At 56.8% G+C, this 24491-nt stretch carries 21 protein-coding genes; 4 read left to right on the top strand and 17 right to left on the bottom strand.

Annotated features, from left to right (window positions below; translation table 11 throughout):
- Positions 1 to 13: 13 nt before the first annotated feature.
- Positions 14 to 1570 carry an aspartate aminotransferase family protein gene (locus tag EAW52_RS12860; protein ID WP_122042693.1) on the bottom strand — a complete coding sequence of 519 codons (1557 nt, stop codon included), beginning with the start codon at positions 1568 to 1570 and terminating at the stop codon, positions 14 to 16.
- Positions 1571 to 2208: 638 nt separating this feature from the next.
- On the opposite strand from EAW52_RS12860, the gene EAW52_RS12855 reads away from it, so the two are divergent.
- A complete protein-coding gene (locus EAW52_RS12855) occupies positions 2209 to 2391 on the top strand; it encodes a hypothetical protein (protein ID WP_122042692.1) in 183 nt (60 codons plus the stop codon).
- Positions 2392 to 2477: 86 nt separating this feature from the next.
- Here EAW52_RS12855 and EAW52_RS12850 read toward each other — a convergent pair whose 3' ends face one another.
- The 8 genes from EAW52_RS12850 to EAW52_RS12815 form a co-directional block, all read right to left on the bottom strand.
- Positions 2478 to 4073, bottom strand: a complete 1596-nt coding sequence (locus EAW52_RS12850; protein ID WP_122042691.1) for a gamma-glutamyltransferase family protein — start codon at positions 4071 to 4073, stop codon at positions 2478 to 2480.
- 26 nt (positions 4074 to 4099) lie between these two features.
- Positions 4100 to 4972: an ABC transporter permease gene (locus tag EAW52_RS12845; protein ID WP_122042690.1), complete on the bottom strand. Its 873-nt coding sequence runs from the start codon at positions 4970 to 4972 to the stop codon at positions 4100 to 4102.
- On the bottom strand, positions 4969 to 5916 hold the full coding sequence (locus EAW52_RS12840) for an ABC transporter permease (protein ID WP_019367205.1): 948 nt from the start codon (positions 5914 to 5916) through the stop codon (positions 4969 to 4971). The genes EAW52_RS12845 and EAW52_RS12840 overlap by 4 nt, the downstream gene beginning before the upstream one ends.
- Before the next feature lie 55 nt (positions 5917 to 5971).
- The gene (locus tag EAW52_RS12835) at positions 5972 to 7474 is read right to left on the bottom strand and encodes an ABC transporter substrate-binding protein (protein ID WP_122042689.1); all 1503 of its coding nucleotides are present in this window, start codon (positions 7472 to 7474) and stop codon (positions 5972 to 5974) included.
- Entirely contained in the window at positions 7471 to 8562 is a 1092-nt protein-coding gene (locus EAW52_RS12830) for an ABC transporter ATP-binding protein (protein WP_122042688.1), read from the bottom strand. The genes EAW52_RS12835 and EAW52_RS12830 overlap by 4 nt, the downstream gene beginning before the upstream one ends.
- Positions 8559 to 9554, bottom strand: coding sequence for an ABC transporter ATP-binding protein (locus EAW52_RS12825; protein ID WP_122042687.1), 996 nt, complete (start codon positions 9552 to 9554; stop codon positions 8559 to 8561). Before EAW52_RS12825 ends, EAW52_RS12830 begins: the two co-directional genes overlap by 4 nt.
- The gene (locus EAW52_RS12820) at positions 9551 to 10288 is read right to left on the bottom strand and encodes a FadR/GntR family transcriptional regulator (RefSeq protein ID WP_037030203.1); all 738 of its coding nucleotides are present in this window, start codon (positions 10286 to 10288) and stop codon (positions 9551 to 9553) included. The genes EAW52_RS12825 and EAW52_RS12820 overlap by 4 nt, the downstream gene beginning before the upstream one ends.
- Positions 10289 to 10640: 352 nt before the next feature.
- The gene (locus tag EAW52_RS12815) at positions 10641 to 11681 is read right to left on the bottom strand and encodes a purine nucleoside permease (RefSeq protein ID WP_019367200.1); all 1041 of its coding nucleotides are present in this window, start codon (positions 11679 to 11681) and stop codon (positions 10641 to 10643) included.
- 300 nt (positions 11682 to 11981) lie between these two features.
- Between EAW52_RS12815 and EAW52_RS12810 the strand changes: the two genes are divergently transcribed.
- Positions 11982 to 14399 (top strand): ELM1/GtrOC1 family putative glycosyltransferase, encoded by a 2418-nt coding sequence (locus EAW52_RS12810; protein ID WP_122042686.1) that lies wholly within the window; start codon positions 11982 to 11984, stop codon positions 14397 to 14399.
- A 56-nt stretch (positions 14400 to 14455) separates the two neighbouring features.
- Positions 14456 to 15223 carry an aspartyl/asparaginyl beta-hydroxylase domain-containing protein gene (locus EAW52_RS12805; RefSeq protein WP_122042685.1) on the top strand — a complete coding sequence of 256 codons (768 nt, stop codon included), beginning with the start codon at positions 14456 to 14458 and terminating at the stop codon, positions 15221 to 15223.
- A gap of 53 nt (positions 15224 to 15276) precedes the next feature.
- Here the strand turns inward: EAW52_RS12805 and EAW52_RS12800 are convergent, their stop codons facing one another.
- From EAW52_RS12800 to lptF, 6 genes are all read right to left on the bottom strand, one after another.
- Positions 15277 to 16047: an aspartyl/asparaginyl beta-hydroxylase domain-containing protein gene (locus EAW52_RS12800; protein ID WP_010798123.1), complete on the bottom strand. Its 771-nt coding sequence runs from the start codon at positions 16045 to 16047 to the stop codon at positions 15277 to 15279.
- A gap of 67 nt (positions 16048 to 16114) precedes the next feature.
- Complete coding sequence (locus tag EAW52_RS12795) at positions 16115 to 17083, bottom strand: hypothetical protein (protein WP_122042684.1); 969 nt, start codon at positions 17081 to 17083, stop codon at positions 16115 to 16117.
- Positions 17084 to 17091: 8 nt separating this feature from the next.
- Positions 17092 to 18018, bottom strand: coding sequence for a diacylglycerol kinase family protein (locus EAW52_RS12790; RefSeq protein ID WP_256680797.1), 927 nt, complete (start codon positions 18016 to 18018; stop codon positions 17092 to 17094).
- Between the two features lie 37 nt (positions 18019 to 18055).
- The gene (locus EAW52_RS12785; RefSeq protein WP_122042682.1) at positions 18056 to 19240 is read right to left on the bottom strand and encodes a CDP-alcohol phosphatidyltransferase family protein; all 1185 of its coding nucleotides are present in this window, start codon (positions 19238 to 19240) and stop codon (positions 18056 to 18058) included.
- A 105-nt stretch (positions 19241 to 19345) separates the two neighbouring features.
- Positions 19346 to 20419, bottom strand: a complete 1074-nt coding sequence (gene lptG / locus EAW52_RS12780) for an LPS export ABC transporter permease LptG (protein ID WP_122042681.1) — start codon at positions 20417 to 20419, stop codon at positions 19346 to 19348.
- Positions 20416 to 21489 carry an LPS export ABC transporter permease LptF gene (gene lptF, locus EAW52_RS12775; RefSeq protein WP_122042680.1) on the bottom strand — a complete coding sequence of 358 codons (1074 nt, stop codon included), beginning with the start codon at positions 21487 to 21489 and terminating at the stop codon, positions 20416 to 20418. The genes lptG and lptF overlap by 4 nt, the downstream gene beginning before the upstream one ends.
- 148 nt (positions 21490 to 21637) lie before the next feature.
- On the opposite strand from lptF, the gene EAW52_RS12770 reads away from it, so the two are divergent.
- Positions 21638 to 22420 (top strand): NTP transferase domain-containing protein, encoded by a 783-nt coding sequence (locus tag EAW52_RS12770; RefSeq protein ID WP_256680796.1) that lies wholly within the window; start codon positions 21638 to 21640, stop codon positions 22418 to 22420.
- On the opposite strand, the gene EAW52_RS12765 is transcribed toward EAW52_RS12770, so the two are convergent.
- Together EAW52_RS12765 and EAW52_RS12760 are read right to left on the bottom strand one after the other, a co-directional pair.
- The gene (locus tag EAW52_RS12765) at positions 22411 to 23241 is read right to left on the bottom strand and encodes a nucleotidyltransferase family protein (RefSeq protein ID WP_122042679.1); all 831 of its coding nucleotides are present in this window, start codon (positions 23239 to 23241) and stop codon (positions 22411 to 22413) included. The two genes, EAW52_RS12770 and EAW52_RS12765, sit on opposite strands and share 10 nt — an antisense overlap.
- On the bottom strand, positions 23225 to 24379 hold the full coding sequence (locus EAW52_RS12760; protein ID WP_256680795.1) for an N-acetyltransferase: 1155 nt from the start codon (positions 24377 to 24379) through the stop codon (positions 23225 to 23227). The genes EAW52_RS12765 and EAW52_RS12760 overlap by 17 nt, the downstream gene beginning before the upstream one ends.
- Positions 24380 to 24491 lie beyond the last annotated feature (112 nt).

The raw sequence follows: 24491 nt of genomic DNA, 5'->3' as shown, positions 1-24491 counted from the left end.
GTGGTTCTCCAGATCAGCACGTGGCCAGGGCAGATTGTTGGTTAACGTAACGGGCACCTTCATGCTTGATGGCGTCGAGAATGCCTCGCAGGTCGTCCAGGGTGGTCATGGGGTTGAGCAGGGTGAACTTGAGGTACTGTTGGCCGCCTACCTTGGTGCCCGCGACGATGGCGCGTCCGCTACGAGACAGCGCTTTGCGAATGGCTGCATTGGTCGCATCGATCTGCTCGGCACTCAGCGGCTCCTCGGGGATATAGCGGAAGACCAGGGTGCTCAGTTCAGGAACATGAGCAATGTCGAAGCGTGGGTCACGCTCGATAAGCGGATAGGTTGCGCGAGTCAAGTCGATTACGTGATCGAACAAGCTACCCAAGGCATTCGCACCCATGGTGCGCAACGTCATCCAGAGCTTGAGCGCATCAAAGCGGCGTGTAGTCTGAATGCTCTTGTTAACGAGGTTGGGTGTGCCTTCCTGGGTCTGGCTCTTGGGGTTCAGATAATCGGCATGGCAGGTGACATGGCCCAGCTCTCGACGATCCCGTACCAGGAACGCACTGCAACTGACCGGCTGGAAGAATGATTTGTGGTAATCGATGGTGACCGAGTCGGCATGTTCGATACCGGTCAGACGGTTACGGTATTTAGGCGAAATCAGCAGTCCGCCACCGTAGGCGGCATCGACATGCATCCAGATTTTTTTTTCGCGACAGATTGCCGCGATGTCTTCCAATGGATCGATGCTGCCGAAATCCGTAGTACCGGCAGTAGCCACTACCGCCATCGGAATCAGCCCTTCGGCTTCGCATTCTTCCAGCACGCGGCGCAGATCGCTCAAGTCCATTTTCTTGCGCGCATCGCTGCGTACCGGTATCACGGCGTCATAGCCCAGGCCCAGGATGGCCGCGGATTTCTGTACGCTGAAATGACTGACCTCGGATGACAGGATGCGCAGGCGTTTGAAGTCGGTCGGCAAGCCTTGCGTCTTGTTGCTGGCGTGACCGGGCTGACGGTTGCACACATGATCACGGGCCAGCAGCATAGCCATCAGGTTGGACTGAGTACCACCACTGGTGAACACCCCATCGGCTTCGCTGCCCAGGCCGATGCGCTCAGCCGTCCAGTCAATCAATTTTTGTTCGATATACGTGCCGCCGGCACTTTGATCCCATGTATCCAGTGAGGAATTGATAGAAGAAAGTACCAGTTCGGCAAGAATAGCCGGAATAACAATAGGACAATTAAGATGAGCAACATAGTGAGGATGATGGAAGTAAACAGCATCTTTCAGGTACAACGCTTTTAATTCTTCCAGTGCCTCGTTGAAGTTACCCAGTTTTTCATCCAGATTCACTTCGTCGAACTGCCGCTTTAGTTCATGCGGCAATATGCCGGTATAAGGCTTATCGATACCGAGCAATGTTTCCTTTATACATTCAGCCCCTTGAACCATAAGGCTTTCATAGGCCTGCGCATTCTTTTCGTTGAAAAGATGCGAAGTCGCCTGATCGTCCTGTAGGCGAGCGGAAGGGTATGCAGTAATGGCCGCATACGAATGCAATGGATTATTCACGAATGGAACCTCGGCAATTGATTAAACAATTCTGCAATAACCCAACATGTTGTCGGGATATATGCCTCGCCGGGCTCTCACGGTAGTTTGATATTAATAGTTAGCTATATGCCATTATCAAACGGCTTAGCCTTTATAATTTAAAAGCTGTTATAACGCATTAAAAGTAAGTGTTCATTACTATCGCAAAGCCCATTCAGAGTAGACCTTGTATTGAATGAAAATCAATATCATTTAACACAATACGGGTGATGAAGTGTGATGCACTTCGCTTAATGGTGCGCTCCTTTGGTGCTGTGGCACGGTGATATTAGAAAAACTGATCGGTGACGGAGCGAAACAAACACAGCAGCGCTAACTTGGCCAGTCGTCTTCAGTTTACTCACATGGGCCAGCAGCCAGATTCGGGCGGAGCTGCCGAGACCAGTGATTAGTAGGAAAGTCCTCCAGCGACGGTTAAGGCACGACGGTTGCCTGTACCAGATTGAGCATAAACCTGTTGTATGAACAAAAAGGTCGTTGCCGTGACTGAAGCGAATTGCCAAGGAATATTTGGGTCCCATTAGAATGGCGCCCAATTGCATGTACTAAGGGCGTGACGATAACGAATTCACCGTCCTGAGAAAGGGAGCGCACTCATGCAAGAGAAAGTCGTCAGCAGTTCCAATGGTTACTATGTGTTCGAATGCGCAGATACGACTGGCGGCAGCTGTTATGAAATCAGAATGGGCACACGCTGCGTCAAGCGCGTCGGCAGCCTCGACGAGGCCAAGCGATTCATCCAGTTCGCCTATGCAGAAGAAGAAAACTATCAGGACTAGCACCTTCGTGAAGACCTGGAATGAGATAAGGCTCGATCAGGTGTAAGGGATGGGAGGAAGGCCAGGGCGGCCTCCCTCCGGCAAGGTCAGAACGCGACGGCCTGGCCGTCCTTGCGTGGATCAGAGCCACCGACATAACCATCGGCCGTTTTCTGAATGATCTGAGCCCCGCCGAATGCAAACACGCCGCTTGGCGCCTCAACCTGGATATCATGTCCTTTGGCGCGTAGGGCAGCTACGGTCTGTGAGTCGAACTGTCGCTCAACGGCAACCTTCCGACCTGACTCGATCCGCCAGCGGGGTGCGTCGGCCGCCGCCTGCGGGTTCTGCTTGTAGCGCAGGATACGCAACATCATCTGCAAGTGTCCCTGCGCCTGCATGGGACCGCCCATAAGGCCGAACGACATCAACGGCGTGCCGTCGGCATTCATGGCAAAACCGGGGATGATGGTGTGGAAGGGGCGCTTACCGGGAGCGACGGTGTTGACGTGTTCTGGGTCCAGAGAAAAGCCCGCCCCGCGGTTTTGCAGGCTGATTCCCGTGCCTGGAACCACTACGCCGGAGCCAAAACCCATGTAGTTGGATTGAATGAACGACACCATCATGCCGCTTTCATCTGCCGCTGACAGGTACACCGTACCGCCGGGCTTGGGCGAGCCATGGCCTGGGTCAGCAGCAGTCTCGCCGATCAGCCTGGCGCGCTCCTTTAGATAGGCCGGGTCAAGCAGATGGTGAGCCAGAACGCGCATATGGTCCCGATCTGTAATGTGATGATTGAGGTCCGCCAGGGCCAGCTTCATCGCTTCCAATACCACATGCAGGGTTTCGGGGTTGTCGACAGGATGATCGCCAATACCGATGGCCTCCAGAATCCCCAGGCCGCTGAGCGTAGCGATGCCCTGGCCGTTAGGGGGCAACTCATGGACTATGGCGCCTGCAAAGGGCGTGGATAGGGTATCGATCCAGTCAATTGAGTGATTGCCCAGGTCATCCAGGCTCATAACGCTGTTGTTGGCTCTGGCATGAGCAACCATGGCTTCGGCCAGGGCGCCTCGATAGAACACTTCGCCGCGGGTTTCGGCGATCAGCTCCAGCGTTTTGGCATGGTCCCTGAGTTGAATCTTCTGCCCGGCTTTGGGGGCTCGGCCATCGGGCAGAAAACACTCGGCAAAGCCGGGCTGATCTTTCAGGAGCTGACCGCCTCGCTGCCAGAGTTCAGCAATGATAGGCGTTACCTGGTAACCCTCTCGCGCATAGCGTATGGCAGGTTCAGCCACCGTGGTGAAAGGCAGCTTGCCGTAACGCTCGGAAAGCCCGACCCAGGCGGAAACCGCACCGGGCACGGTCACTGCATTCCAGCCGCGCTCCGGCATGTGTTTGTGCCCTGCAAAATACTGGGGCGACCACGCTGCCGGTGCGCGTCCAGAGGCATTCAGGCCCTGTAATGTCTTGCCATCCCAGACGATGGCAAAGGCATCACTGCCGATACCACACCCTGTTGGCTCTACTACCGTAAGCACCATGGCAGCAGCAATTGCCGCATCTACCGCATTACCGCCACGGCGCAGCATGTCCAGGCCTGCCTGGGCGGCCAGTGGTTGGGAGGCCGCTACCATGTTCCGTCCCATGACAGGGGAGCGGGCAGAGGCGTAAGGCTGGCTATAATCCAGATGATCGAACATGGGATCACTCTCTTCTTGTCTGACGGTTAGTCTTTGGGATCCAGCGCATCGCGCAAGCCGTCGCCCAGCAGGTTGAAGCACAGCACCGTGATATAGATGGCCACGCCTGGAGCAATAGACATCCAGGGCGCCTGTTCCATGAAATTCTTGGCTGTGTTGAGCATGGAGCCCCAGGAGGGCGCTGGCGGTTGCTGGCCAAGGCCCAGGAACGACAGACTCGCTTCTGCGAGAATGGCTGAGGCAATGGTCAGGGTTGCCTGGACTACCAGCGGCGAAAGGACATTCGGTAACACATAGCGCAGAATGATCCAGCGATCCGGCAGGCCAATGGCGCGGGCACCTTCCAGGTAGTCCTCATGTTTAACCGAAAGGACCTGTCCGCGCGTCAGGCGCGCAAAGATAGGCATGGCAGACAGGCCAATGGCGATCATGGCATTAGTCAGGCTAGGGCCAAGAAATGCCCCCAGCGCGATAGCCAGCACCAGAAACGGACAAGACAGCAGTGCTTCCATGATCCGGGAAATAAGGGCATCCAGCGCGCCCCCAAAATAGCCGGCTATAAGACCTAGCGGAACACCGATGGCCATGGCGATGGCGACCGATACTCCACCCGCCAGCAACGAGCTGCGCGCACCCCAGAGCAGGCGTGAGAACAGGTCGCGGCCCAGCTCATCCGTGCCTAGCCAATACAGGGCCGAAGGTGCCTTGCGAACGGCCAGAAAGTTCGCCTTGAGTGGATCATGGGGCGCAATCCAGGGTGCCAGAACAGCTGCCAGGACAAATAACAAGAGGATAGCTGCACCGATGACAGCACCCTTGTTCTTCAAAAACTTTGCTAGGAAACGAGACTTTAGACGAGGCTGTATGACAGGGAGAAGAGGGGTGGCAATGGCATTCATGCGGCAGTCCTCAGGCGCGGGTTGATCAGGCGATAGAGCACATCGGCCAGCAGATTCATCAACACGAATCCAATGGCTACGCACAGCACTACACCTTGCACCACGGCATAGTCCCGGTTGAAAACGGCATCGACGATCATCTTGCCGAAGCCGGGAATACTGAACACCTGCTCAGTCAGGACTGCGCCCCCAAGCAGTTCGCCGAACAGCAGTGTAGTCAGCGTCACGATGGGCATCAGCGCGTTACGAAAGGCGTGCTTGAGAATGACTGTTCTGGGAAGCAGCCCTTTCGCGCGCGCTGTCCGCACATAGTCTGAGCGCAGCACTTCAAGCATGGCGCTGCGGGTATGACGCATCAGGGTTCCGGAAAGACCTGCACCCAACACGAAGGCCGGCAACAACAAGGTTTTAAGGTTTTGCAGCGGGTTTTCACTGAACGGTACGAAACCGGAGGCAGGCAGCCAGCGCAGCTTTACCGCAAACACCATGATGAGCAGTATCCCCAGCCAGAAGTGCGGAATGGAGATGCCAGAAAGGGCAACGATGTTCGCACTGTAATCTACCGCGCTCCCTTTACGCACCGCCGAGAGAATACCGGTGGGGATACCTATCAACAGCGCAATCAGCAAGGCGAAAACTGACAATTCCAGGGTGACCGGCAGTTTCGAGACGATAAGCGCGGTCACCGGTTGCTCGGTGCGCAAGGAAGTGCCGAAATCACCTTTCAAGACATTGCCCACCCAGTTCAGGTATTGAACCGGTACGGGATCGTTAAGACGATACTTGTCTCTTAAGTATTCGATGACAGCAGGGTCGCGCTCCTCCCCAGCCATGGCCAGCACCGGATCGCCGGGCAGCAGTTTTTGCAGCGTGAAGACAAAGAGCGAGACCAGAATCAGTGTTGGGATGGCACTGAACAGGCGGCGAAGGATGAACGTCAGCATGCATAACCCTCGTGGATTACCGGCCCGTGCGGTTTACTGCAGCGGGCCGTATCGATCATTGCGCGAATGACACGTTGGCCAGGCGGATCAGTCCGTCCGGGTTGGAGACATACCCTGTCACCTTGCGATTCGCCACAATCAGTCGAGGCTCGAAGTAGAGGTAAATGTTCGGCGCTTCGTCCGCCACGATGGTCATCGCCTGGCGATACAGATCCTGACGCTGGGCCTGGTCATTGACAGTACGTGCCTTATTAAGCAGCTCATCCAGCTTTGGATTGCAGTAATGGCCATCGTTCTGGTTTCCCTTGCATGTCACGAACTGATGGAGGTTGCCATCTGGATCAGGACGACCGGACCAGGCGCTCATACCTACCTGGAAGTTTCCGGATTGCTGCTCGTTAAGAAGCGTCGCGTACTCGGTGGCGACCAGATTGACGTTGAAGCCCGCTTCGGACGTCATCGCCTGGATAATTTGCCCTACCTGCTGAGAGACAGGTGTATTGCCAACCTTGAGCTCAACGTTTACCGGGAGCTTCACGCCTGCTTCCGCCAGCAGCGCCTGGCTCCTGGCAATGTCTCGCGAGGGGAGTGGTAGCTCCTTATCGAAATAGGGGCTACTTTGTGGAAAGGGTTGATTGCCCGGCGCGTAGAGCCCTTCGAATACCACCTGGTTGATAGCGTCCCGGTCCATTGCCAGCTCGAAGGCCTTGCGGACACGCTTGTCACGTCCCAACGGATTTTTGGCTTTGTCACCATTGGCGACATTGACCATCAGTTGCATATACCCCAGGCCGGGCGTGTTGTAGACCGTAAGACTCCGGTCATCCTTGACCGCCTTGATGTCCGTAGGAGCAACACGTTCGACGATGTCCAGGTCTCCAGAGCGCAAGTTTGCGAGACGAACCGACGTGTCAGGTATGGGCAGGAAAATCACTTTATCAAAGTGATAGGCCTGCTTGTTCCAGTAATGATCGAAGCGCTCCAGCACGATGCGATCCTGCTGTACGCGCTGCACGAATTTATAGGGTCCGGAGCAGACAGGTTTGGACCCGACATCGCCTTGTGAGGCGTTGGGGGCAAGCATCATGCCGGCCCGGTCGGAAAGCTGGGCAATTAGGGTAGCGTCCGGTTGCTTCACCTTGATCGCTACGGTCTTGGAATCGATTACATCCACGTGTTCGATAGAGGCCAGTTCGCTCTTGCGCAGTGAATCGGGCAAGGTACGAGCTCGGTCCAGATTAAATTTGACCGCGGCGGCATCAAAGGCTTCGCCATCATGAAAGGTCACACCTTCACGTAACGTCATGGTCAGGGTTAGGTTGTCGTCGCTCCAGCTCCAGCCTGTGGCCAGTTGCGGTACAAAGGTTAGGTCCGGCGCAACATCCACCAGTTTGTCGCACAGGGCGGTGTATACCAGACGTCCCGAATAGGTTCGTGAACGGTGCGGATCCAGAACATCCGGGTCGTCCTGGATGCCGATGCGCAGGATGGTTTCGGCAAATGCCGTAGTACCGATCGTCAATAACAAGGCTCCAGTCAACAGGCGTACAGGATTCAAGGCTGGCTCTCCAGGGCAAGGGGCTGATGGCTTTTGAATAGATGAAGGCGTTGGGAGAAGGCGGGGCTGGGAGCTGGCACAATCAAATTGCCTGCTCCGGCATTCGCAACTTCGCGCCAGAAATGGCAGGCAACCTGACGCGCCCCTTCGACAGATTCAAAGGCAGGTTTTGCCTCTCTGCAGAGGGGGCGGGCATGGGGACAGCGCGTGTGAAAACGGCAACCGGGCGGTGGATTGGCCGGGCTTGGCATATCCCCACCCAATACGGGGCGAGCCCGTCGCAGACCGGGGTGGCTGACAGGCACAGCGGCCATAAGCGCTTGTGTATACGGGTGAAGTGGCGTTTCGAACAGCGTGTCGACCTCGGCCAGCTCCACGATCTCCCCGAGATACATCACGGCGACTCTGTCGCTCATATGGCGGATCACGGCCAGTCCATGGGCCACGATAAGCAGCGTCAGCCCAAACTGATGCTTGAGGTCTTCCAGCAAATTGACGACCTGCGCCTGGACCGACACATCCAATGCCGAAACCGGTTCATCCCCCAGGATCAAGCGTGGATTGGAGGCCAAGGCGCGAGCAATGCCGATACGCTGGCGTTGCCCACCGGAAAACTCATGGGGATAACGGTTGGCATGTTCAGGGGCCAGGCCCACGGTATGCAAGAGCTCTGCTACTCGTGCTGCGCGATCTGCACGGTGGCTATCGGTATGCAGCCAGATGGGTTCGCCAATGATAGAGGCCACTGTCATCCGGGGGTTGAGTGAGGCAAAGGGATCCTGAAAGATGATCTGCAATTCCCGCCTTGCCTGCCGGAGCTTATCCGAAGGCAGGTTTCCCAGGTTTCTGCCTTCGTAGATGACATCGCCAGCGGTAGGCGCCAGCAGGTTGAGCAGCAATCGCCCCAGGGTTGACTTGCCGGAGCCCGACTCGCCTACCAAGGCTAATGTCTCGCCTCGTCTGATCGACAGGGAAACATCCGTGACGGCTTGAACAGGAGCCTTCTTGCGTTGCAGAAAGCCTGTAGGTGACGTGAAGTGTTTGGTCAGATGAAGGCCTTCAAGAATAGGGCGTTCGGGCGTTTTCATGCGCTAACTCCCAAGTGCTGCTCCAGCGGTGTACGAATGCATGCTGCCAGATGCCCTGGTGTGATCTCGCGTAGCGGGGGACGATCTGCGCGGCACGCCTGAATCACAAAAGGGCAGCGGCTGGCAAAGCGGCAGCCACTGGGCATTTCTGCAGGCGTGGGAACACGGCCGGCAATGGTGGCCAAGCGATCTTCACGCGGGCCCATCGAGGGCATCGAGCCCATCAGGCCAATGGTGTAGGGGTGCTGAGGGTCATCGAACAGCGCAGTAACGGGACCGCTTTCGACAACCTGGCCCGCATACATGACCGCTACATCGTCAGCTACTTCTGCAACGACGCCCAAATCATGGGTAATCAGCATCATGGCTGTTCCGGTTTCGGCTTGCAGGTTTGCGATCAGGGAAAGAATCTGCGCCTGAATGGTTACATCCAGTGCAGTGGTTGGTTCATCGGCAATGATGAGGGCTGGGTCGTTGGCAAGCGCCATGGCAATCATGGCCCGCTGGCGCATACCCCCTGACAATTCGTGGGGAAAAGCCTCCAGCCGTTGAGCCGCTGCGGGTATACGGACTTTTTCCAGCATCTCCAATGCCCGGCGGCGGGCTTGTTGGGGCGACAGGTTTTGGTGACGCGCGACGCTCTCGGTGATCTGATCACCTATGGTGAATGCCGGATTGAGTGACGTCATGGGTTCCTGAAAGATCATTGCCAGGCGGTTACCGCGTACATCCAGGCGACGCTGCTCAGTCATTGCCAGCAAAGGTTCGCCAAGGAAGGTCGAGGTATCGGCATGCACTTGGGCGCTATCCGGTAGAAGCCCCATCAGCGCCATGGATGTCACGCTCTTGCCGCAGCCGGACTCACCAACAATGGCCAGGGTTCGACCCGGCGCAATGTCGAATGACAAGCCATCTACTACATTGGCCGCTGCACCTTTGAAGCGAACGGTCAGGTTACGGATACTCAAGACAGAGCATGGGGATTCGCTCATAAACTGTTCACCAGATCGTGATGGATAACGGTGTCGAGCGCCTGTTGCAACGCACGCAAATGGCCACGCATGGCCATCGCCGCCTTGCCGGGGTCACGCTGTTCGATCGCGGACACAATGTCGTCGTGATCATGGCTATAGGCATGCATGCGGTCAGTGTTGCGAGCACGCTGGCGCAGGTCGCGCCAGACAGAGTCCAGGCGAATGGCATCGAACATTTCGAAGATATCCAGCATCAGTCGGTTGCCAGCGGCTTCCGCAATGCCTCTATGAAAGGCGCTGTCCCAGAGTTCCAGTGCTTCTGCATCGGGCGTCTGGGCATTGAGTTGTTGGCCGGTACGTTCAGCGAGCCTCCGCAGCATTGCCATCTGCTCGCCGCTGGCGCGAATGGCAGCCAGTGAGGCAAGAGCAGGTTCCAGGTAAAGGCGGGCCTCCATGATTTCGATGAAGTTGGTTCGGCTGGACAGCCTGGTAAAGCTCAGGGACGCACTGGGTGGGGTTGGGCCTACAAAGGTGCCTTTGCCCTGGCGGCGCCACACCTGTCCTTCTGCTTCAAGCACTGAAAGGGCGCGGCGAACCGAGCGACGGCTAACGCCAAAGCCAGCAGCCAGATCACGCTCCGGAGGCAGAGGTCGTTCCGGAAATGCCGAATGCTGTGCCACCAGCTGGCGAAGGGCATCGAGTGCCATCCGGGCTGATTGATCGATAGGAGTTTCCGTTTCGCACGTTTGCATCATGCTCTCTCAGGCCAACATGAATGTCTGTCTGTGCGCCTCGTATATGCTTGATAGTAGGGCGCAACAGTTACAGGCAGTTTTGCAAGCGAGATGCCAATAGCGATTGGTTCATACTGGCGAAACGGTTATGACCGGGCGCTTAGGCTATGACTACAGGCGTGTCAGGCTTTTGGTACAAAGGTGTTGAGGCAGGGAGTAGGGGATGATCTGGCATTGGTTCAGTCTCTACGCGAACCAATTTCTGGAATGGTTACGGGAATGGTCCGTTTACGGGCGACACTGCACGTTAACGGTGCGGCTAGGGTGACTGACAGGACCGAACATCTATGCCCGGTCCTGCTTTCATTAATCAGGAGGAGGGAACGCCCTTTTCCCAGGCACTCCAGTTCTTAACGATGTCCTGTACCAGAGGATTGCCTGTACGGAACAGGTTTTCCAGGGCGGGTTCGAAGCCGCCTTGCTTGGCGTAGTCGATCAGGTTCTCAACATCTGAATACCCCTCATAAGGGCGGTCGAAGTCAGAGCCGCCACGCACTACGGCTAGGCGCTGGATATCGACACGGCCCGTACGGCTGGCCCGTAGCAGCGCCTCATAAGTAGCGTTGTCTTCCTGCTGCGTAGTGCAGTAACGGCCTTTTCCATCCGTCAGCGTACGCGTCCATTCTTCGGCGCGCTGAGAGAGCAGCGTACCGGAGAACCAGGTGTCGCCGGCGACAGTGTCACAGCGGGTAACCACGGGAGGCTGGTTGGCAGGCGCATAGCTATACTTTTTGCGCCACGCAGTAGACTCGGGGCTTTCGATGAGCTTGACGTCCTTGGAAAGGGCATAAGCCTTTTCCATCAGCTTCTGGTTAACCTCGAACACCTCGGTCTTGTAGTCCAGAGGAGGCTTTTGAGTGGGATGACGCGTATTGATACCCAGATAGCCACCTTTCCAGTCAGCCGGAGCTTCTCGAGCGTCCAGCTCCCATTGGATGCCGAAATCCACGAGATAGTGCGCCCATGCCGTAGTGCCAATGGTACCCTCGTGCGGGTTGATTCCTGCAATACCAGCGACCAGGAAATAGGTCTTGCGCAGATCGAACTTGGGCGAGAAGGCTAATGCCATAGTCGAGGCCGCGGCATTGGTGTGCCCCATTGCGGTCGTCATCAGACACACCTGCGCTTCATTACAGAGCACATCCGGATACTCGGCAGACAGCCCTTCGACCGGCACCTTTCTATCGAGCTTGAGTTGCTCGATCCAGGTCTTGGCTTCCGGGCCAAACATGGCGATCAGCATGACTTTGGGCGCAATGGGTTTCTCCGCTGCGGATACCTGGGGCGCCGCGGTAAGCCCGCCCAGCAGACCTGCCAGTCCTAGCGCACTTGCGAGGGATTTTTTCAGCATGGGATGGAATAGCCTCTTATAGAGTGAGCGTGAAAAACCTGACCGGATGTTCAAGGTACATGCCAGCGCTACGCGCAAACGCGCAAAAGCGGTTGTCTGCAACACGAATCGCTGATAGAACGCGGGTTGGCTTCACGGGCTGGCAGTATAGAAAAAGCAGTGACAACAAAGGGCCAGCCATGAGTTTTTTAATGTATGCAGAAACCTGTTCAACCCGAACAGGGGAACTATAGTTCTTCCGTTAGCAACCAAGGCAGGTTGTACAGCTGTTCTGCCTCAGATCGAAGCATAAGAGGACGCATGACTTTCTTCGCTTGGAAAGCGCCGCGCGCTATACGTAAGTGGAAACTGCCCCGTTCGGAAAAAAAACGAGTGTCTCCCTCCACCGCTTCGGCCGGAACATCCGGTAGTCAGGCAGCCCATGCGCCCATGGCGGTTCCGCATATTGTGCCGATTGTGCTGGAAGCAAGGGCAGGGGCACCCGAACAGCCAGCTGTACGCATTTTCCTGGGAACCGAGCCTGCACAATACCGCGCCGAGCGGATCTTCGTGTATTCGTTGGAACAGGTGCGCAATCCTGATCGGCGTTACGAGGTCTACCGCATGACCCGTCTGCCGGGCTTCGATGAAAGCCGCTGGCGTACCGGGTTTACGAATTATCGATTTGCCATTCCGGATCTGGCCGGACGTCACGGGCGCGCCATTTATAACGATGTGGATCAGATCTATACGGCTGATCCGGCGGACCTCTTTGATCAACCTATGGGTGAGCATGGTTATCTGGCGTTAACCCCAAACGACACGGCCGTCGCCTTGATCGATTGCGAGCGCATGATCGAGGTCTGGAATTTTGAAAAGGCACGTTGTGAAAGCAAGAAGGCTTTGCACGCCCAGGCTGCCGAGAAGCCCGGCCTATGGGGACAGCTCGACCCCGTCTGGCATGCGCGTGACCTTGAGTATGAGCATGGCCGTTCCAGATTGCTGCACTACACCACACTGCACTTGCAGCCCTGGCGGCCAACACCTGAGCAATACTCCTATCAGATCAACCCGTATGCCGAGTATTTCCTGAGCCTTGAGCAGGCGGCCAATGCTAAAGGTTACGAGCCTTACACCATGGCGAGTCCGAGCTCGGGCTTCAACGCAGCCTGTCAGACGCTGGCGTCGCCTCCTGCGTCTCTGCCATCGGATGTCTTGTCCTTTGCAAGCGCACTGAGCGGCAACGATATCGCCTTCGTAGGGCACTGGACCGATGTTCATAAGGACTCACTGGCTACGACTCACTACCGCTTCGAGCAATTGCGCCAACCAGACCTGCCCAGCCATGACCTTTTGGCGGTCAGTGGTCTTGAGCATCTGCCACCGGAAGATGTGCCCTGGCTCGTGGACCGGCTGTTCAGACTTAGTCGTAGTTTTGTCTACATCCGGGCAGGAATGGGGACGGATGAGTCACTCATCAGCTCAATCAAGGGATGGCGGGCACTGCTGCGCCGTGTGTCCCAGCGCTATCCAGATCGTTGCTGGCAGCTTGACTGCGAAGACGGTAACGGCACTTTGCAGCGTTATCTGGCGGACTTCCCGTTACGTTCCCGACGGGCAGAGGCGCTGCCCAGAGTGTGGGTACTGCTGGGCCAACATGCGGGCGATAATGCACAGCTGGTTGCCATTGCCGAGTCGCTTGGCTGGCCATATGAATGCAAGGAAACGCGGTTCAAGCCGGCCAAGTATGTACCGGGTGCCTTGTTGCAGGGCAAGATGGCTCAGTCCGCGCCGGGTCTTGCCGCGCCCTGGCCGGATCTTGTCTTGAGTTCGGGCCGGCGTACAGCCCCGGTGGCGCACTGGATCCAGCGCCGTTCCGAGGGGCGGAGTCGTCTGGTAGTCGTTGGGCGCCCACGTGCACCGTTATCCAGCTTTGATCTGGTCCTGACCACACCTCAATACAGCCTGCCACTGCGGGACAACGTAGTGGATTTACCCGTGCCCTTTATCCAAAATCAGGCACCGTCTGACCAAGAGCTGACGGTCTGGAAAGAGCGTTTTGCGCATCTGCCACGGCCCTGGGTCGCCATGTTGGTAGGGGGAAGCAGTACTCCTTACGAACTGGACAAGGCAGCGGGGCGAACACTGGGTGCCCAGGCCAGCGCTGCTGTCGGGGCCAAGGGGGGATCGCTTCTGATTTCTACAAGCCCCCGTACGGCGGAACCGGTCATTCAGTCGATTCTGGGGGCCATCGAGACGTCCCACTGGTGCTACCGTTTCGATAAGGGCAGCGACAACCCTTACCGGGCATTGCTGGCGTTGGCCGATGCCTTCATCGTGACCGGTGAAAGTGTCTCCATGCTGACGGAGGCTGCCTTGACCGGCAAACCGGTTGCAGTTTTCCCATTACCGGTACGGCGCCATTTCAAGGCGCGTGTGCATCATGCGCTTGAACGCAAGCTGGGCGTGATTGACCGGGTGGCAGGTAGCCGTGGCACGCCCCGGCAGCAGAACAAGACCGGACGACTTTACGACAGTCTTGTAGAGGAAGGGCTCATCAAGCGTGAGCGAAGAATCGAGGAAGTTCATGTAGCGCTGGGGCTTTTGCCTTTGCCGCAGGGACTTGATCAAGTGCCAGGTCTTTCGCCAGCGCTTATGGCTACCTCACGCCAGCGTGCTATCGAGGCTGTACGGGCCGTGATTACAGGCGAGCGGGCCTTGTCGGCAAATCGCATCTAGGCATACATGCAGGCGGTCCGCTGGGCCGCATCGAATACCGTCAGGATACACGTACAATGACCAACGCCGCACCTCCTGTTGCCGCTAAAACAAAAGTCAAACGCAGCGCCCTCTACCGGACCGGTAAAAAGCTGCGGCCCGCGCTTAACAGCTATCTGGCTAAAAATTCTCTGGTCGGCGATCCGCCTGTATTCGATAAGCAGCTGTTTCCCTGGACGGCCTCGTTGGAACAGCATTGGGAGGAGATACGGCAGGAGGTGCAACAGCTCTTGCAGGGTATGGATTCAATTCCTGCGCTTCGCGATATTTCGCCTGATCACCGCAGGATCGCCGAGGGTAATAGCTGGCGCTCCTATTTTCTGTGGGGGTATGGCTACAAGATCGAAGAGAACTGCCAGCGTTGTCCAAAGACCACCGAGGCCTTGTCTGTAGTGCCTGGTCTGAACAGTGCTTTCTTTTCCATCCTGACGCCGGGTGCGCACATTCCACGGCATACCGGAGTGACCAAGCGCATCATGACGTGTCACCTGGGACTGCTGACGCCCACTCCACGTGAAAACTGCCGCATTCAGGTAGGGGATGAAATGGTCTATTGGGACGATGGCAAATGTATCGTGTTCGATGACACCTATCCCCATGAGGTCTGGAATGAAACCGATCAGACCCGGGTCGTGCTACTGATCCAGTTCAAACGGCCACTGCGCCTCCCAGGACGGCTCTTGGGTGACCTGTTTTTAGGCGCAGTAAAACGGAGCCCATTCGTTCAGGAAGCACGTCGCAATCTTGCTGCGTGGGACGATGCTCAGAAATTGCTGGATGAATAGCCGCGGTTGAGTGGCGGCTCGACGCCAGGAAACGCCGAGCCGTTATTCTATCGTTACGGCTCCAAACCACGTTCCCAGGCGCGATGGTTGCGCCGCGCATCCTGAATGAAGGGTGACCAGCGAATCAATCGTAGGATGATCCGGTTAAGCAGCGAGCCTGGCCAAGCCAGGGGTCGTTGAATGTCCAGGAACAGCACTACGCGAACGCCATCGGTCTCGTTCCAGACCTGATGCCGGTAGGTGTCGTCAAAGATCATGCACTTACCGGTTTCCCAGTGCCGGGTCTCGCCGCCCACCTCAATACGGCACTTTTCTTTCGGCTCGGGGACGACTAGCCCCAGGTGAGCCCGGAGCAGTCCGTTGTAGGGACCGCGGTGCAGTGGGATGTGCTTTCCAGGCTCCAGAATGGAAAAGAACGCCGTGAACATGCCTGGGATGGACTCGATGATGCGAGTTGTCTCCGGGCAGCGCAGGCAGTTGCCATCCATCTTGTAGCCGTATCCGTACAGGAAGAAGGTTTTCCAGCGATCATCCTGAGTGATGTTTTTCTGGTCTTTGGAGATGTCCTGAAAATTGGGAATCTTGTGCTTGTTTTGCAGGACTTCATTCAGCTCGGCACGAATCGTTTCCCAGTGGGTTTCCAATTCAGGCACCCAGGCAAACTGGCCGGCATCGATAAAGGGTGTCGTTTCTACCTTGGAGTAGTGCTTGATCGCTTTTTCCAGGCGCTTGATGATCCAGAGACCGATCGCCACACTGGGGCGGTGCTTTTTGCGTTTACGTTTCTGAGTAGACAGCGTGGCGTTGTCCTGGGTCTTTTCCACTCTTCACCTCGTAGGCAGTGCCGCATGGTTCCTGATGCAAGCGAAGAGCGCTCCGCTTGCGTTCGATTTAGCGTAAACGACGTTCCCTCAATAACCGCCACAGCAACGGCCAGCCGAAGATCAGCGGGTAGCGGCGCAGCCGAGGCGTTACCTCAATTGGCCGGCCCATATGCCGTTCTAGCTTCCAAGCGATGTAGTCCACTCCATTCTCGAATGTGAAAACGGACTTCATGAGCCGAAGAATATTCAGCATTCGTCCCTGGCGCCGCCGGGTGCTCCACAGCTGTCGGCTTTGGAGCAAGCGCTCACGGGAAGGCATATGCGAATAAAGATTCTCTTCAGACGCTATTCGATGCATGCCGGAAAAGTCACTGGCAACGGCTGCCGTTAACTGACGGTAGTAGGTTTTATCATAATGAACCAGCTCGGCAGGCCGACTTGCAGCTTCTGGACGCAGTTCAGTGCCGTAGCTCAAGGCAAGGCCCGTTTGCCATAACTGTTCACTGCTAAAGCGTTCCGGCATCGAGGGCAGTGTCTGTTCCACCAACCTCAAAACGGCGTAGCCCAGTGCCTGATAAATATGCTGTCGCGTCGTGTCATCCCTGCAGTACACCAGGCGAGACGGTTGTGCAAACCGGCCCCACAGATAGCTCTGAAACCAGTGAGCCGTGCCGCGCTCCAGATCCTTCAGCGAAAGCACCGCGCATTTGGTTTGCAGTACGTCTCCCTCAGACGTGCGGACCTGTAACATGAAAACGTTAGGCGGCAGCCACATATTGGCGACTTTGAGCAGTGCATTGGCATGTGCCCCCGCATAACTGTCGACGATAGCGTACAGGTCAACGATGCCTTCGGCCGGATTGCCACTTCGCAGGCAGGAGCCATAAAACAGCACGCCCACGACGGACTCGCCAAACCGTGCCTGGACCGCTTCACACAGGCAATCGAGTTCTTGGCGTACCGGTTGCCCGCTTTGCCTGGCGATCACCTCAAGCAATGCCGGTGAAGGACGGGGGAGCGGGGCAAGATCAGGCATGGCCGGCCTCAGTAGGTTAGAAAGCGCAGGGGAGCGGTGGTTGAAAGACGAATCGGGCAAGTAGCCTCGAACTGTTCGCCGTCCAGAAGAAAATGTGAGCTGCCCTCAAGACTGAGCGTACTGAGGTTACGACTGATATAGCCGTCCCGCTCATGCGCAACCGATTTGCCGCGACCGCACAGCAGGAACGGTAGCACGCGTATCAGCCGTCGCGGCTGATGCTCGACGGCTGTGAAATGCATGGGGGCCGCTTCGGTGCCCCAATACGGGCGGCAGCCGATCAACAGATTATCGAGCGTTGACGCGAGTACTAGAAGCCAGCTGCTGCTCCAGTCATGCGTATCGGTTCTCAGTGACGCGGGTGTGGCTGGGAGAAGTGGATGGGGTTTGCTGCGCAGCAGCGACAGCAGCATACGGATAAAGGCCAGGGCAGGGCCTAGCGCACCGCGTACACCCGTGGGGCGAACATGCTGATGAAAATACCGGACACCGCTAAGAATCGCTCCCGTGCCGAAAAACATTCCGTACTGTGGCCCGTTCGTCTCGTCGCCCACGACTTTTAGCGCGGCGCGCTCCACCTGGCGCGGCGCCGCTCCCTGGCCCTTCAGCCAGGCGTGCAAGGCCTTCAGTACGGTCTCAGGTTTCGCCCGTGTGCCCAGATCGGCGGCACTCATGTTTGTGGTGCCACCGGCAATCACCAACAAAGCAGGTAAGGGCGTGAAGGACGTTTGCAGCAGAGCCGTCAGGACGGCTTGTAACGTGCCGTCGCCGCCGATTACAACCACAAGTTCTGGTGAGTTTCCCTGCCATTGAAGCAGCGCGCGGGTAATATCCGCTGGCTCTGAAGCCTCATGCAACATGACACCGGGCAGGGTGGCAATCGATGCACGTAAAGGCTGCAGACATCGACGAACACGACCGCTCAATGGATTCATGAGTATCCCGATCCGTTTCGGTACGGGAAGTTCGTATTCAGGCATCGGCCAGCCCGGAGCGGGGAGCAAATAGCCGAACCACCGGACGATGCCCTTCAGCCTTGAGGTCGATCTGGCTCAACCACGGCTGCAATTCAGCACCGCGTCGCCGCAACGTAATGGCCCATATGACGCGCCACGCCAGAACAAGCGTCGAGATGACTGTCCAGGCTGCCACCAGTAGCAGTCCCAGATCATTGGCCCCAGCAGCCCATGCCAACGTGAGCAGCAAGAGATTGGGATTGCGGCGGGCCGTAACCAGTCGGTTCAGCGAGTCGAAGGGTTTCCAGAGGAACATCGAAAAAGGGGCGGCAAACTTGAACGAGCCTTCGCACAGGCGTCCTGCTACATAGCCAATAAAGATAGCCCAGAACACGAGAGAAAGCGGCAGGCTGTAGCTCCAGGTTGCAGCAAGGCCCATACCCCAGGCGATGTACCAGAGCGGGGGGTGCACGATGTCGAGGGCGTGGTCGAAAATATTGCCAAAGCGGGTCGAGGTTACCGTTACGCGGGCAAGTTTGCCGTCCACGGTGTCGAGAAAGGTCATGATCCAGCCGGCGATCAGGCCCAGGCCGAACTGCCCGTTCCAAAACCACCAGCCGGCCAGGATGGCCAGCACATAACTGGCGGTCGTGACGTGGTTGGGACTCAGGCCCAGACGAACACACAGGTGGGTCACCCAGCGTGCCGGCACAGGCCAGACGCCGCGGGTGATAAAGTCCGTTACACCCTTGTACGCACCATTGAACAAGGACTTTTCCAGGTGCTGGCGGTTGCTTTGGGTGATTCTTGCTACCCAAGGCTGATCGAACTTGCGCAGCTGGGTCTGTAGGCCGGAGGCTACGGTGTCAGGTTGCGCAGGACGTAGCTGAGCGACAGCAGGTGCATTCAGGTCGGCCACGCCAGACAAGCGCGAGGCGGAGAGTCGGGCCGCGACAACCGCGCCATCCCGAGGGTCCTGCAAGGCAACGTCTTGGGTATCCAGCAATCCTCTTAATACCCGGTCATCGTAAAGGTAATCCTCGCGCAGCAGCAGAACATCACCTTCAGCAGGAAGCGCTTCGCCGGGGCTGGCCAGATGCGCCTTGGGAAATTTCTTCAGGATTCTTCGCAGCCGCTCCCGTGAGGTCAGGCCCCACAAGATCACCTCGCAACGGCCTACCAGATGGACCTGTATCGTCATAAGTTCTGCCTTAGTCCACGCAATGGATGTGTTATTTAAATTATTAAGCCTTGCGAGCCCTGTCTGACGAGGGCCGCCGCCTGTTTGGCAGCCTTTCGTACCGCCTTATCGTTTTCTGTCGAACCGAAAAATCAGGCTCATCGAGAATACCAGCATTAACAGCGCCGGAACGGTTCCCACCAGAACAGGAACAAGTCCGAACAGAATGCCCAGGTTTACAATAATCTGATTGGTCAAATAAACCAGCAGTCCCGTCACTGCGCCAAGGGCCAGCTTGCTGCCCAGCCCGGTGGAGCGTACCTGGCTAAATGAAAAAGGCACTGCCAGCAGTATCATGGCCAGGGTCAGCAGAGGTGTTCCAAGCTTTTCCCATAAGGCCACTTCATACTGGGCCGCTGGTTGCGCGGTACCCTTCAGGAATTCGATGTAGTGGTAAAGCTGCCGAGAGGAAAGACTCTCCGCCGGAAGCGCAACCTCCTGCAGGCGCGTTTCAGGCAGCACTGATTGCCAAATCATCTGATCCATGTGCTCGACCGTCTCGTCACCATCGACCCAGCGCTTTACCGTCACATCATGCAGCTGCCATATCCCCTTGGGCTGAATGTCGGCATAGTTGGCAAACAGATACTCCTTGAGTACCTCGTCGCCGTCAAAGCTGAACACTTCGATATGGGTAGGAATCCGTCCCAGGCGCAGCCCGCCTACACGAACGAACTGCTGGTCCTTACGCCCCCAGATGCTGCCATCCTTGCCATTCCCTTCGACTGAGGCAATGGCATGTGCACGTAGCTGAATAGCGCTTTGCTGAAGAGGCGAGGCAGCAAACTCATCGACTGCCGCCAGTGCTACCGCAAGCAGCGCGCCGGCTAACACGGTACTCAGTCCGATACGAGCAGCAGAGATGCCAGCAGCACGCAGCGTGTTGAGCTCTTGCGTCAGAGCCAGCTGCCCCAGTGCAGCGATACCGCCCAGCAAGGCAATGAAGGGGCCGAGTTCTACCATGCGTCGAGGCAGCGTCATGGTGACTACCTCAATGGCCTGGACAAGCCGGTAATCTCCGCCGATGTCATCAAGCTCCCCGACAAGGTCCAGGGTACTGAACAGTGGCAGTAACAATGCGGCAGCAGCTATGAAGCCCATGAAGAGGGACTGCAACAGGTACTTGTCGATGATCTTCATGCCGTGCGGATCCGCTTCTTGCCTACGTCCCGCCGAATGGCGACAAGCAGCGCCAGCATCATGAGAATAGGGATCAGCCACATGCCGGGAAAGAGGGGCAACGAGCCATTGCCAACCATGCTCCGGCAAATGTCGCTGGCATAGAAAACCAGAGCAAATGCTGCCGTGACCGGTAACATTCTCGCAAAACGGCCCTTGCGGGGAGCGGTATAGCTAAGTGGTATGGCAAAAAGTGCCAGCAGTAGGGTGGTGATGCCTCGGGTCTGGCGCCATTGCAGCTCTGCCTGATCAGATAAGGCTGACGAAGCTGCCAGTGCACTGCTAGGTGCGGCCTTGCGGCGATACTCGGCTGTTTGTGCAACCGGCGCCAGGTGCAGGGTCATATCCTTGAAAAGCATGGTCTGGTCCCGGCTGCCCTGGCGCTCCAGCGAGTAGGCAGTACCCTGTTCCAAGGACAGAACAGGGTTTTCCGGGTTAGGGTCCGTAATCAATGCTTGGCGGGCCCTGAACAGGTGGGCTCTTTCTGCGCCGCTGTCGTAGATCAGCACATCCTTTAACGCGCCTGAGTCAGGCTCGATGTGTTTTGCCAGGATCATCCGACCATTGTCTTCATTGACGTTGAAGCGTTCGGCCTGCAAATGATTGACGTCCAGATCCGTTTTGGACTGCTGTTCGAGTCGATAAGCGTTGTCATATGCCCAGGGTCGGCCATAGAGGGAAAGGCAGGCAACCGCGATCGCAACGGGCAGCGCAATCAACAGGATGGCTTTATACAGGCGCAGCGGGCTGACACCTGATGCAGCAATAGCCGTCATTTCCGTATCGTGGTACAAACGTCCCAGGCTCAGGACGACCGCGACATAAAGCGCTACAGGGACAAGCACTTCGAGCGCAATAAGTACCTTGTAATAGACGATATCCAGAACGACACTCAGTGCCAACGTGCCATTCGCAGCTTCAGCCAGATAGCGTTCCGAGGAGTAGCTGGCAAAAATGAAGGTGAGAATTCCCACCATGGCCAGTAAAGGACGGCATACCTCGGAGATAACATAACGCTCAATTAGACGCATGAACTCTGGAGCCTTCTGTGGTTCCAAAACACCCGCCGGTTACTATACCGTTTATTCATACGTAACTGGCTGAATAACCATCCTTAAATGTTTGGCCGGGGTTTGGCTGCTTCGAGGTGGTTAAGTTCCTTCCTGTTAGGAGACGGCATTGAATCATCTTGAACGGAATGAGCCCCGTCGGGCGATCATTTTAAGTGCGGGGCAAGGACGTCGGCTTCTTCCTTATACCGAAAACAAGCCCAAGTGCCTTATCGAGCTTGAGGGGCGTACGGTCATCGAGTGGCAGATCGATGGTCTGATGGCCGCTGGAATAGAAGACATTACGGTTGTTGTAGGCTATGAGGCGGGTCAGGTAGAGCGCGTATTGAGCGACCGTTATGGTGCAGGTGTCATCCACACGCTGTTCAATCCCTTTTATGAGGTTGCGGATAACCTGGCCAGTTGCTGGATGGCGCGTGAAGCCATGCGTGATGATTTTCTGCTACTCAATGGCGATACGCTGTTTGATCTACCGGTACTCAAGCGTCTTTTGGGTGCGTCGCCACGGCCTATCACACTGGCCATCGACCGCAAGCCCTCCTATGACAGCGATGATATGAAGGTCTGTCTCGAAGGCGATCAGCTGATGCGTGTGGGCAAGACGTTGCCGTTGCCAACGGTCAATGGCGAATCAATCGGCATGATGTACTTCCAGCCGGAGGGGGGCGTTCTGTTTCGCAAGGCGCTTGAAGACAACATGCGCAAGCCTGAAGCCCTGCAACGCTGGTATCTGAGCATTATCGATGAAATCGCTCAGCAGACCGGCCAGGTTTACGTACAGTCCATCGAAGGACTGAGCTGGGGCGAGCTGGATTTCCCCCAGGATCTCGAAGCTGCCAAGCACAAGGTGCATACCTGGCAGATGGCGATATCAGCGGCGGCTCAATACTGAGCCGCTTCACGCCCGACTCTTTCCGCCAGGATCGTCTCTACCAGTTGACGGTCCGCTGGCGTATCCACATCAACTGCGGCTTCGGCGAAGGGTAGCACCACCGCGCCAATTCGCATGTTCAGTTTGCGTGACAACCGCTCCAGCGCCTGCTCCAAGGTCAACGTTCCCGCCAGGTAGCGAAGCACTGTCGTCCAGCCCAAAGCACCCGTGATGACTCGCCATGGTCGCTTGCGCTCCTGCTCGATCCGTCTCCAGAAGGGAGCCAGCTGATGACCACGCTCCGTCATAAACGCAAACAGGTTGCAGCCACAGAAAGGGCCGTCCTTGAGCTTGATCGCCGTACGGCGATTTCCGGGAAAGCGCGCCTTGACTGTTTCCAGGCGAGCAACGCCCACCACAAAGTCACATCCGCTGCGCCGGGCCTCGGTCAGGAAGTAATCGACTATGTCCGGCGTCAACAGTGCATGGTCGGCAGTCGTCAATAACACCGGTTGCGTTGGATCTTCCGCCTCAAGACCGAGAGCGGCGCTGGCGCTGGGAGAGTTAGCATGGCTCAGCCAGTTGATTTCACCGGCTTGCAGCCATGCTTCTACCTGAGGTTCCTGGCGCAACAGGGCGCGGGTAGGACCTATGAGCGTAATGCGCTCCACCAGAGGGCTTGAGCGCAGGGTGCTAGTCACACGGCGAACCATTGGAATGCCGCCTACGGTTGCCAATGCCTTGCAGTCCACACCGGCCGCCGTTGCCACTGCGTCCCCGTCATGTCGATCAGCAGCCAGAACCAGCGCCGAAAAGGGTTTGGATTCAGAGCTGCTTTTCATAAACGCGGTATCGCTTGTACTGGTGGGTGCCAATCTGCTCGAGAATAGTGCGCATGCCGGTATTGCTTTCCAAAATCCAGGACATCTCCAGTGCTTCGAGGCCGTGCCTGACGAAGGGTGGTTTGAGCGCTTCGATCAGGAGCAGCGCCAGCGTAGGACCGAGGCGGCTGAATTGATGTTCCTGACGTACCCCCATCAACGGTACACGAGCCGTGGTTGGCTTGCGAATCTTCAGTCGCCACAGCAGACGCAGCCAGCCAAAGGGCAGGAGCTTGCCGTTGAGTGGCCTGATCACTTCATTCAGGTTGGGCAGGGCAATGATGAATGCGCTGGGCTTGCCATCTACTTCGGCGATGTACAGCAGGTCATTGGGCACCAGCAGCTTGAGGTTATTACCCATCTCCCGGAACTCGGCTTCGGTAAAGGGAACGAAGCCCCAGTTGTTGGCCCAGGCATCGTTGAAGATATCGCGCAGCGTCTGCATTTCTTCGGCGAAACGGCTACGGTCCAGCGTTCGGATGCGAACCCGCCCACGGTAGCGATCCATCATCCGGCGCATGGTCGGCGTGAAGTTGAGCTCGTCCGTACGCATCCAGTATGCCAGAAGATCGGCAGCGGGCCGGTAGCCATTGTTCTCCAGCTGCTGGCTGTAGTAAGGGTGGCCATGGCTCATCATGAACATTGGCGGTGTATCGAAGCCTTCGACGAGAAGGCCACTCTCCTCATTGATGGTCAGGCTGAAAGGGCCTGTAATACGACGAGCGCCTTGCTCGAGCAGCCAAGCTTCAGCCGTATCAATCAGTGCCTGAAAGACGGACGGATTATCAATGGCTTCGAGCATGCCGAAGTGACCGGTGTCCTGACCATGACGCTCTCGATGGAGCGTGTCCACCTGCGCCGTGATACGTCCTACCGGCTCGTGGCCTGACCAGGCGATCCAGGCCCGCCATTTCAAATGTTCGAATACGGGATTTTTTCGGGAGAGGTGCTCGTGGCGCTCGAAATGCAAAGGTTCGACCCAGTTCGGGTCGCTCTTGTAGAGGCGGCCCGGGAAACCGATAAAGGTCGCCATATCCGTCTTGCTGACAACCGGTTTGACTTCGATTGTTCCTTTGATCCCGGAAGTAAGTTGGTCCACATGAAGGCCTTTGGCTTGGTTAGCTGAACAATGCTTCGCGTTGCACTAGAAACATGCTTCCTTACATACACGCATTACTTCTTCCCACGGCACGATTATGCGCTTATGGTTT

Origin of the sequence: Pseudomonas sp. LTJR-52 (assembly GCF_003691465.1) — a bacterium.
GTDB classification, from domain to species: Bacteria; Pseudomonadota; Gammaproteobacteria; order Pseudomonadales; family Pseudomonadaceae; genus Chryseomonas; species Chryseomonas luteola.
The sequence above is the reverse complement of the archived record's forward strand: the minus strand, read 5'-3'. Positions and strand labels throughout refer to the sequence as shown.

Coding starts and splice junctions, on each gene's coding strand:
- EAW52_RS12855 (WP_122042692.1), top strand. CDS start 2,209: ATGCAAGAGAAAGTCGTCAGCAGTTCCAATGGTTACTATGTGTTCGAA.
- EAW52_RS12850 (WP_122042691.1), bottom strand. CDS start 4,073: ATGTTCGATCATCTGGATTATAGCCAGCCTTACGCCTCTGCCCGCTCC.
- EAW52_RS12845 (WP_122042690.1), bottom strand. CDS start 4,972: ATGAATGCCATTGCCACCCCTCTTCTCCCTGTCATACAGCCTCGTCTA.
- EAW52_RS12840 (WP_019367205.1), bottom strand. CDS start 5,916: ATGCTGACGTTCATCCTTCGCCGCCTGTTCAGTGCCATCCCAACACTG.
- EAW52_RS12830 (WP_122042688.1), bottom strand. CDS start 8,562: ATGAAAACGCCCGAACGCCCTATTCTTGAAGGCCTTCATCTGACCAAA.
- EAW52_RS12825 (WP_122042687.1), bottom strand. CDS start 9,554: ATGAGCGAATCCCCATGCTCTGTCTTGAGTATCCGTAACCTGACCGTT.
- EAW52_RS12820 (WP_037030203.1), bottom strand. CDS start 10,288: ATGCAAACGTGCGAAACGGAAACTCCTATCGATCAATCAGCCCGGATG.
- EAW52_RS12815 (WP_019367200.1), bottom strand. CDS start 11,681: ATGCTGAAAAAATCCCTCGCAAGTGCGCTAGGACTGGCAGGTCTGCTG.
- EAW52_RS12810 (WP_122042686.1), top strand. CDS start 11,982: ATGACTTTCTTCGCTTGGAAAGCGCCGCGCGCTATACGTAAGTGGAAA.
- EAW52_RS12805 (WP_122042685.1), top strand. CDS start 14,456: ATGACCAACGCCGCACCTCCTGTTGCCGCTAAAACAAAAGTCAAACGC.
- EAW52_RS12795 (WP_122042684.1), bottom strand. CDS start 17,083: ATGCCTGATCTTGCCCCGCTCCCCCGTCCTTCACCGGCATTGCTTGAG.
- EAW52_RS12790 (WP_256680797.1), bottom strand. CDS start 18,018: ATGAATCCATTGAGCGGTCGTGTTCGTCGATGTCTGCAGCCTTTACGT.
- EAW52_RS12785 (WP_122042682.1), bottom strand. CDS start 19,240: ATGACGATACAGGTCCATCTGGTAGGCCGTTGCGAGGTGATCTTGTGG.
- lptG (WP_122042681.1), bottom strand. CDS start 20,419: ATGAAGATCATCGACAAGTACCTGTTGCAGTCCCTCTTCATGGGCTTC.
- lptF (WP_122042680.1), bottom strand. CDS start 21,489: ATGCGTCTAATTGAGCGTTATGTTATCTCCGAGGTATGCCGTCCTTTA.
- EAW52_RS12765 (WP_122042679.1), bottom strand. CDS start 23,241: ATGAAAAGCAGCTCTGAATCCAAACCCTTTTCGGCGCTGGTTCTGGCT.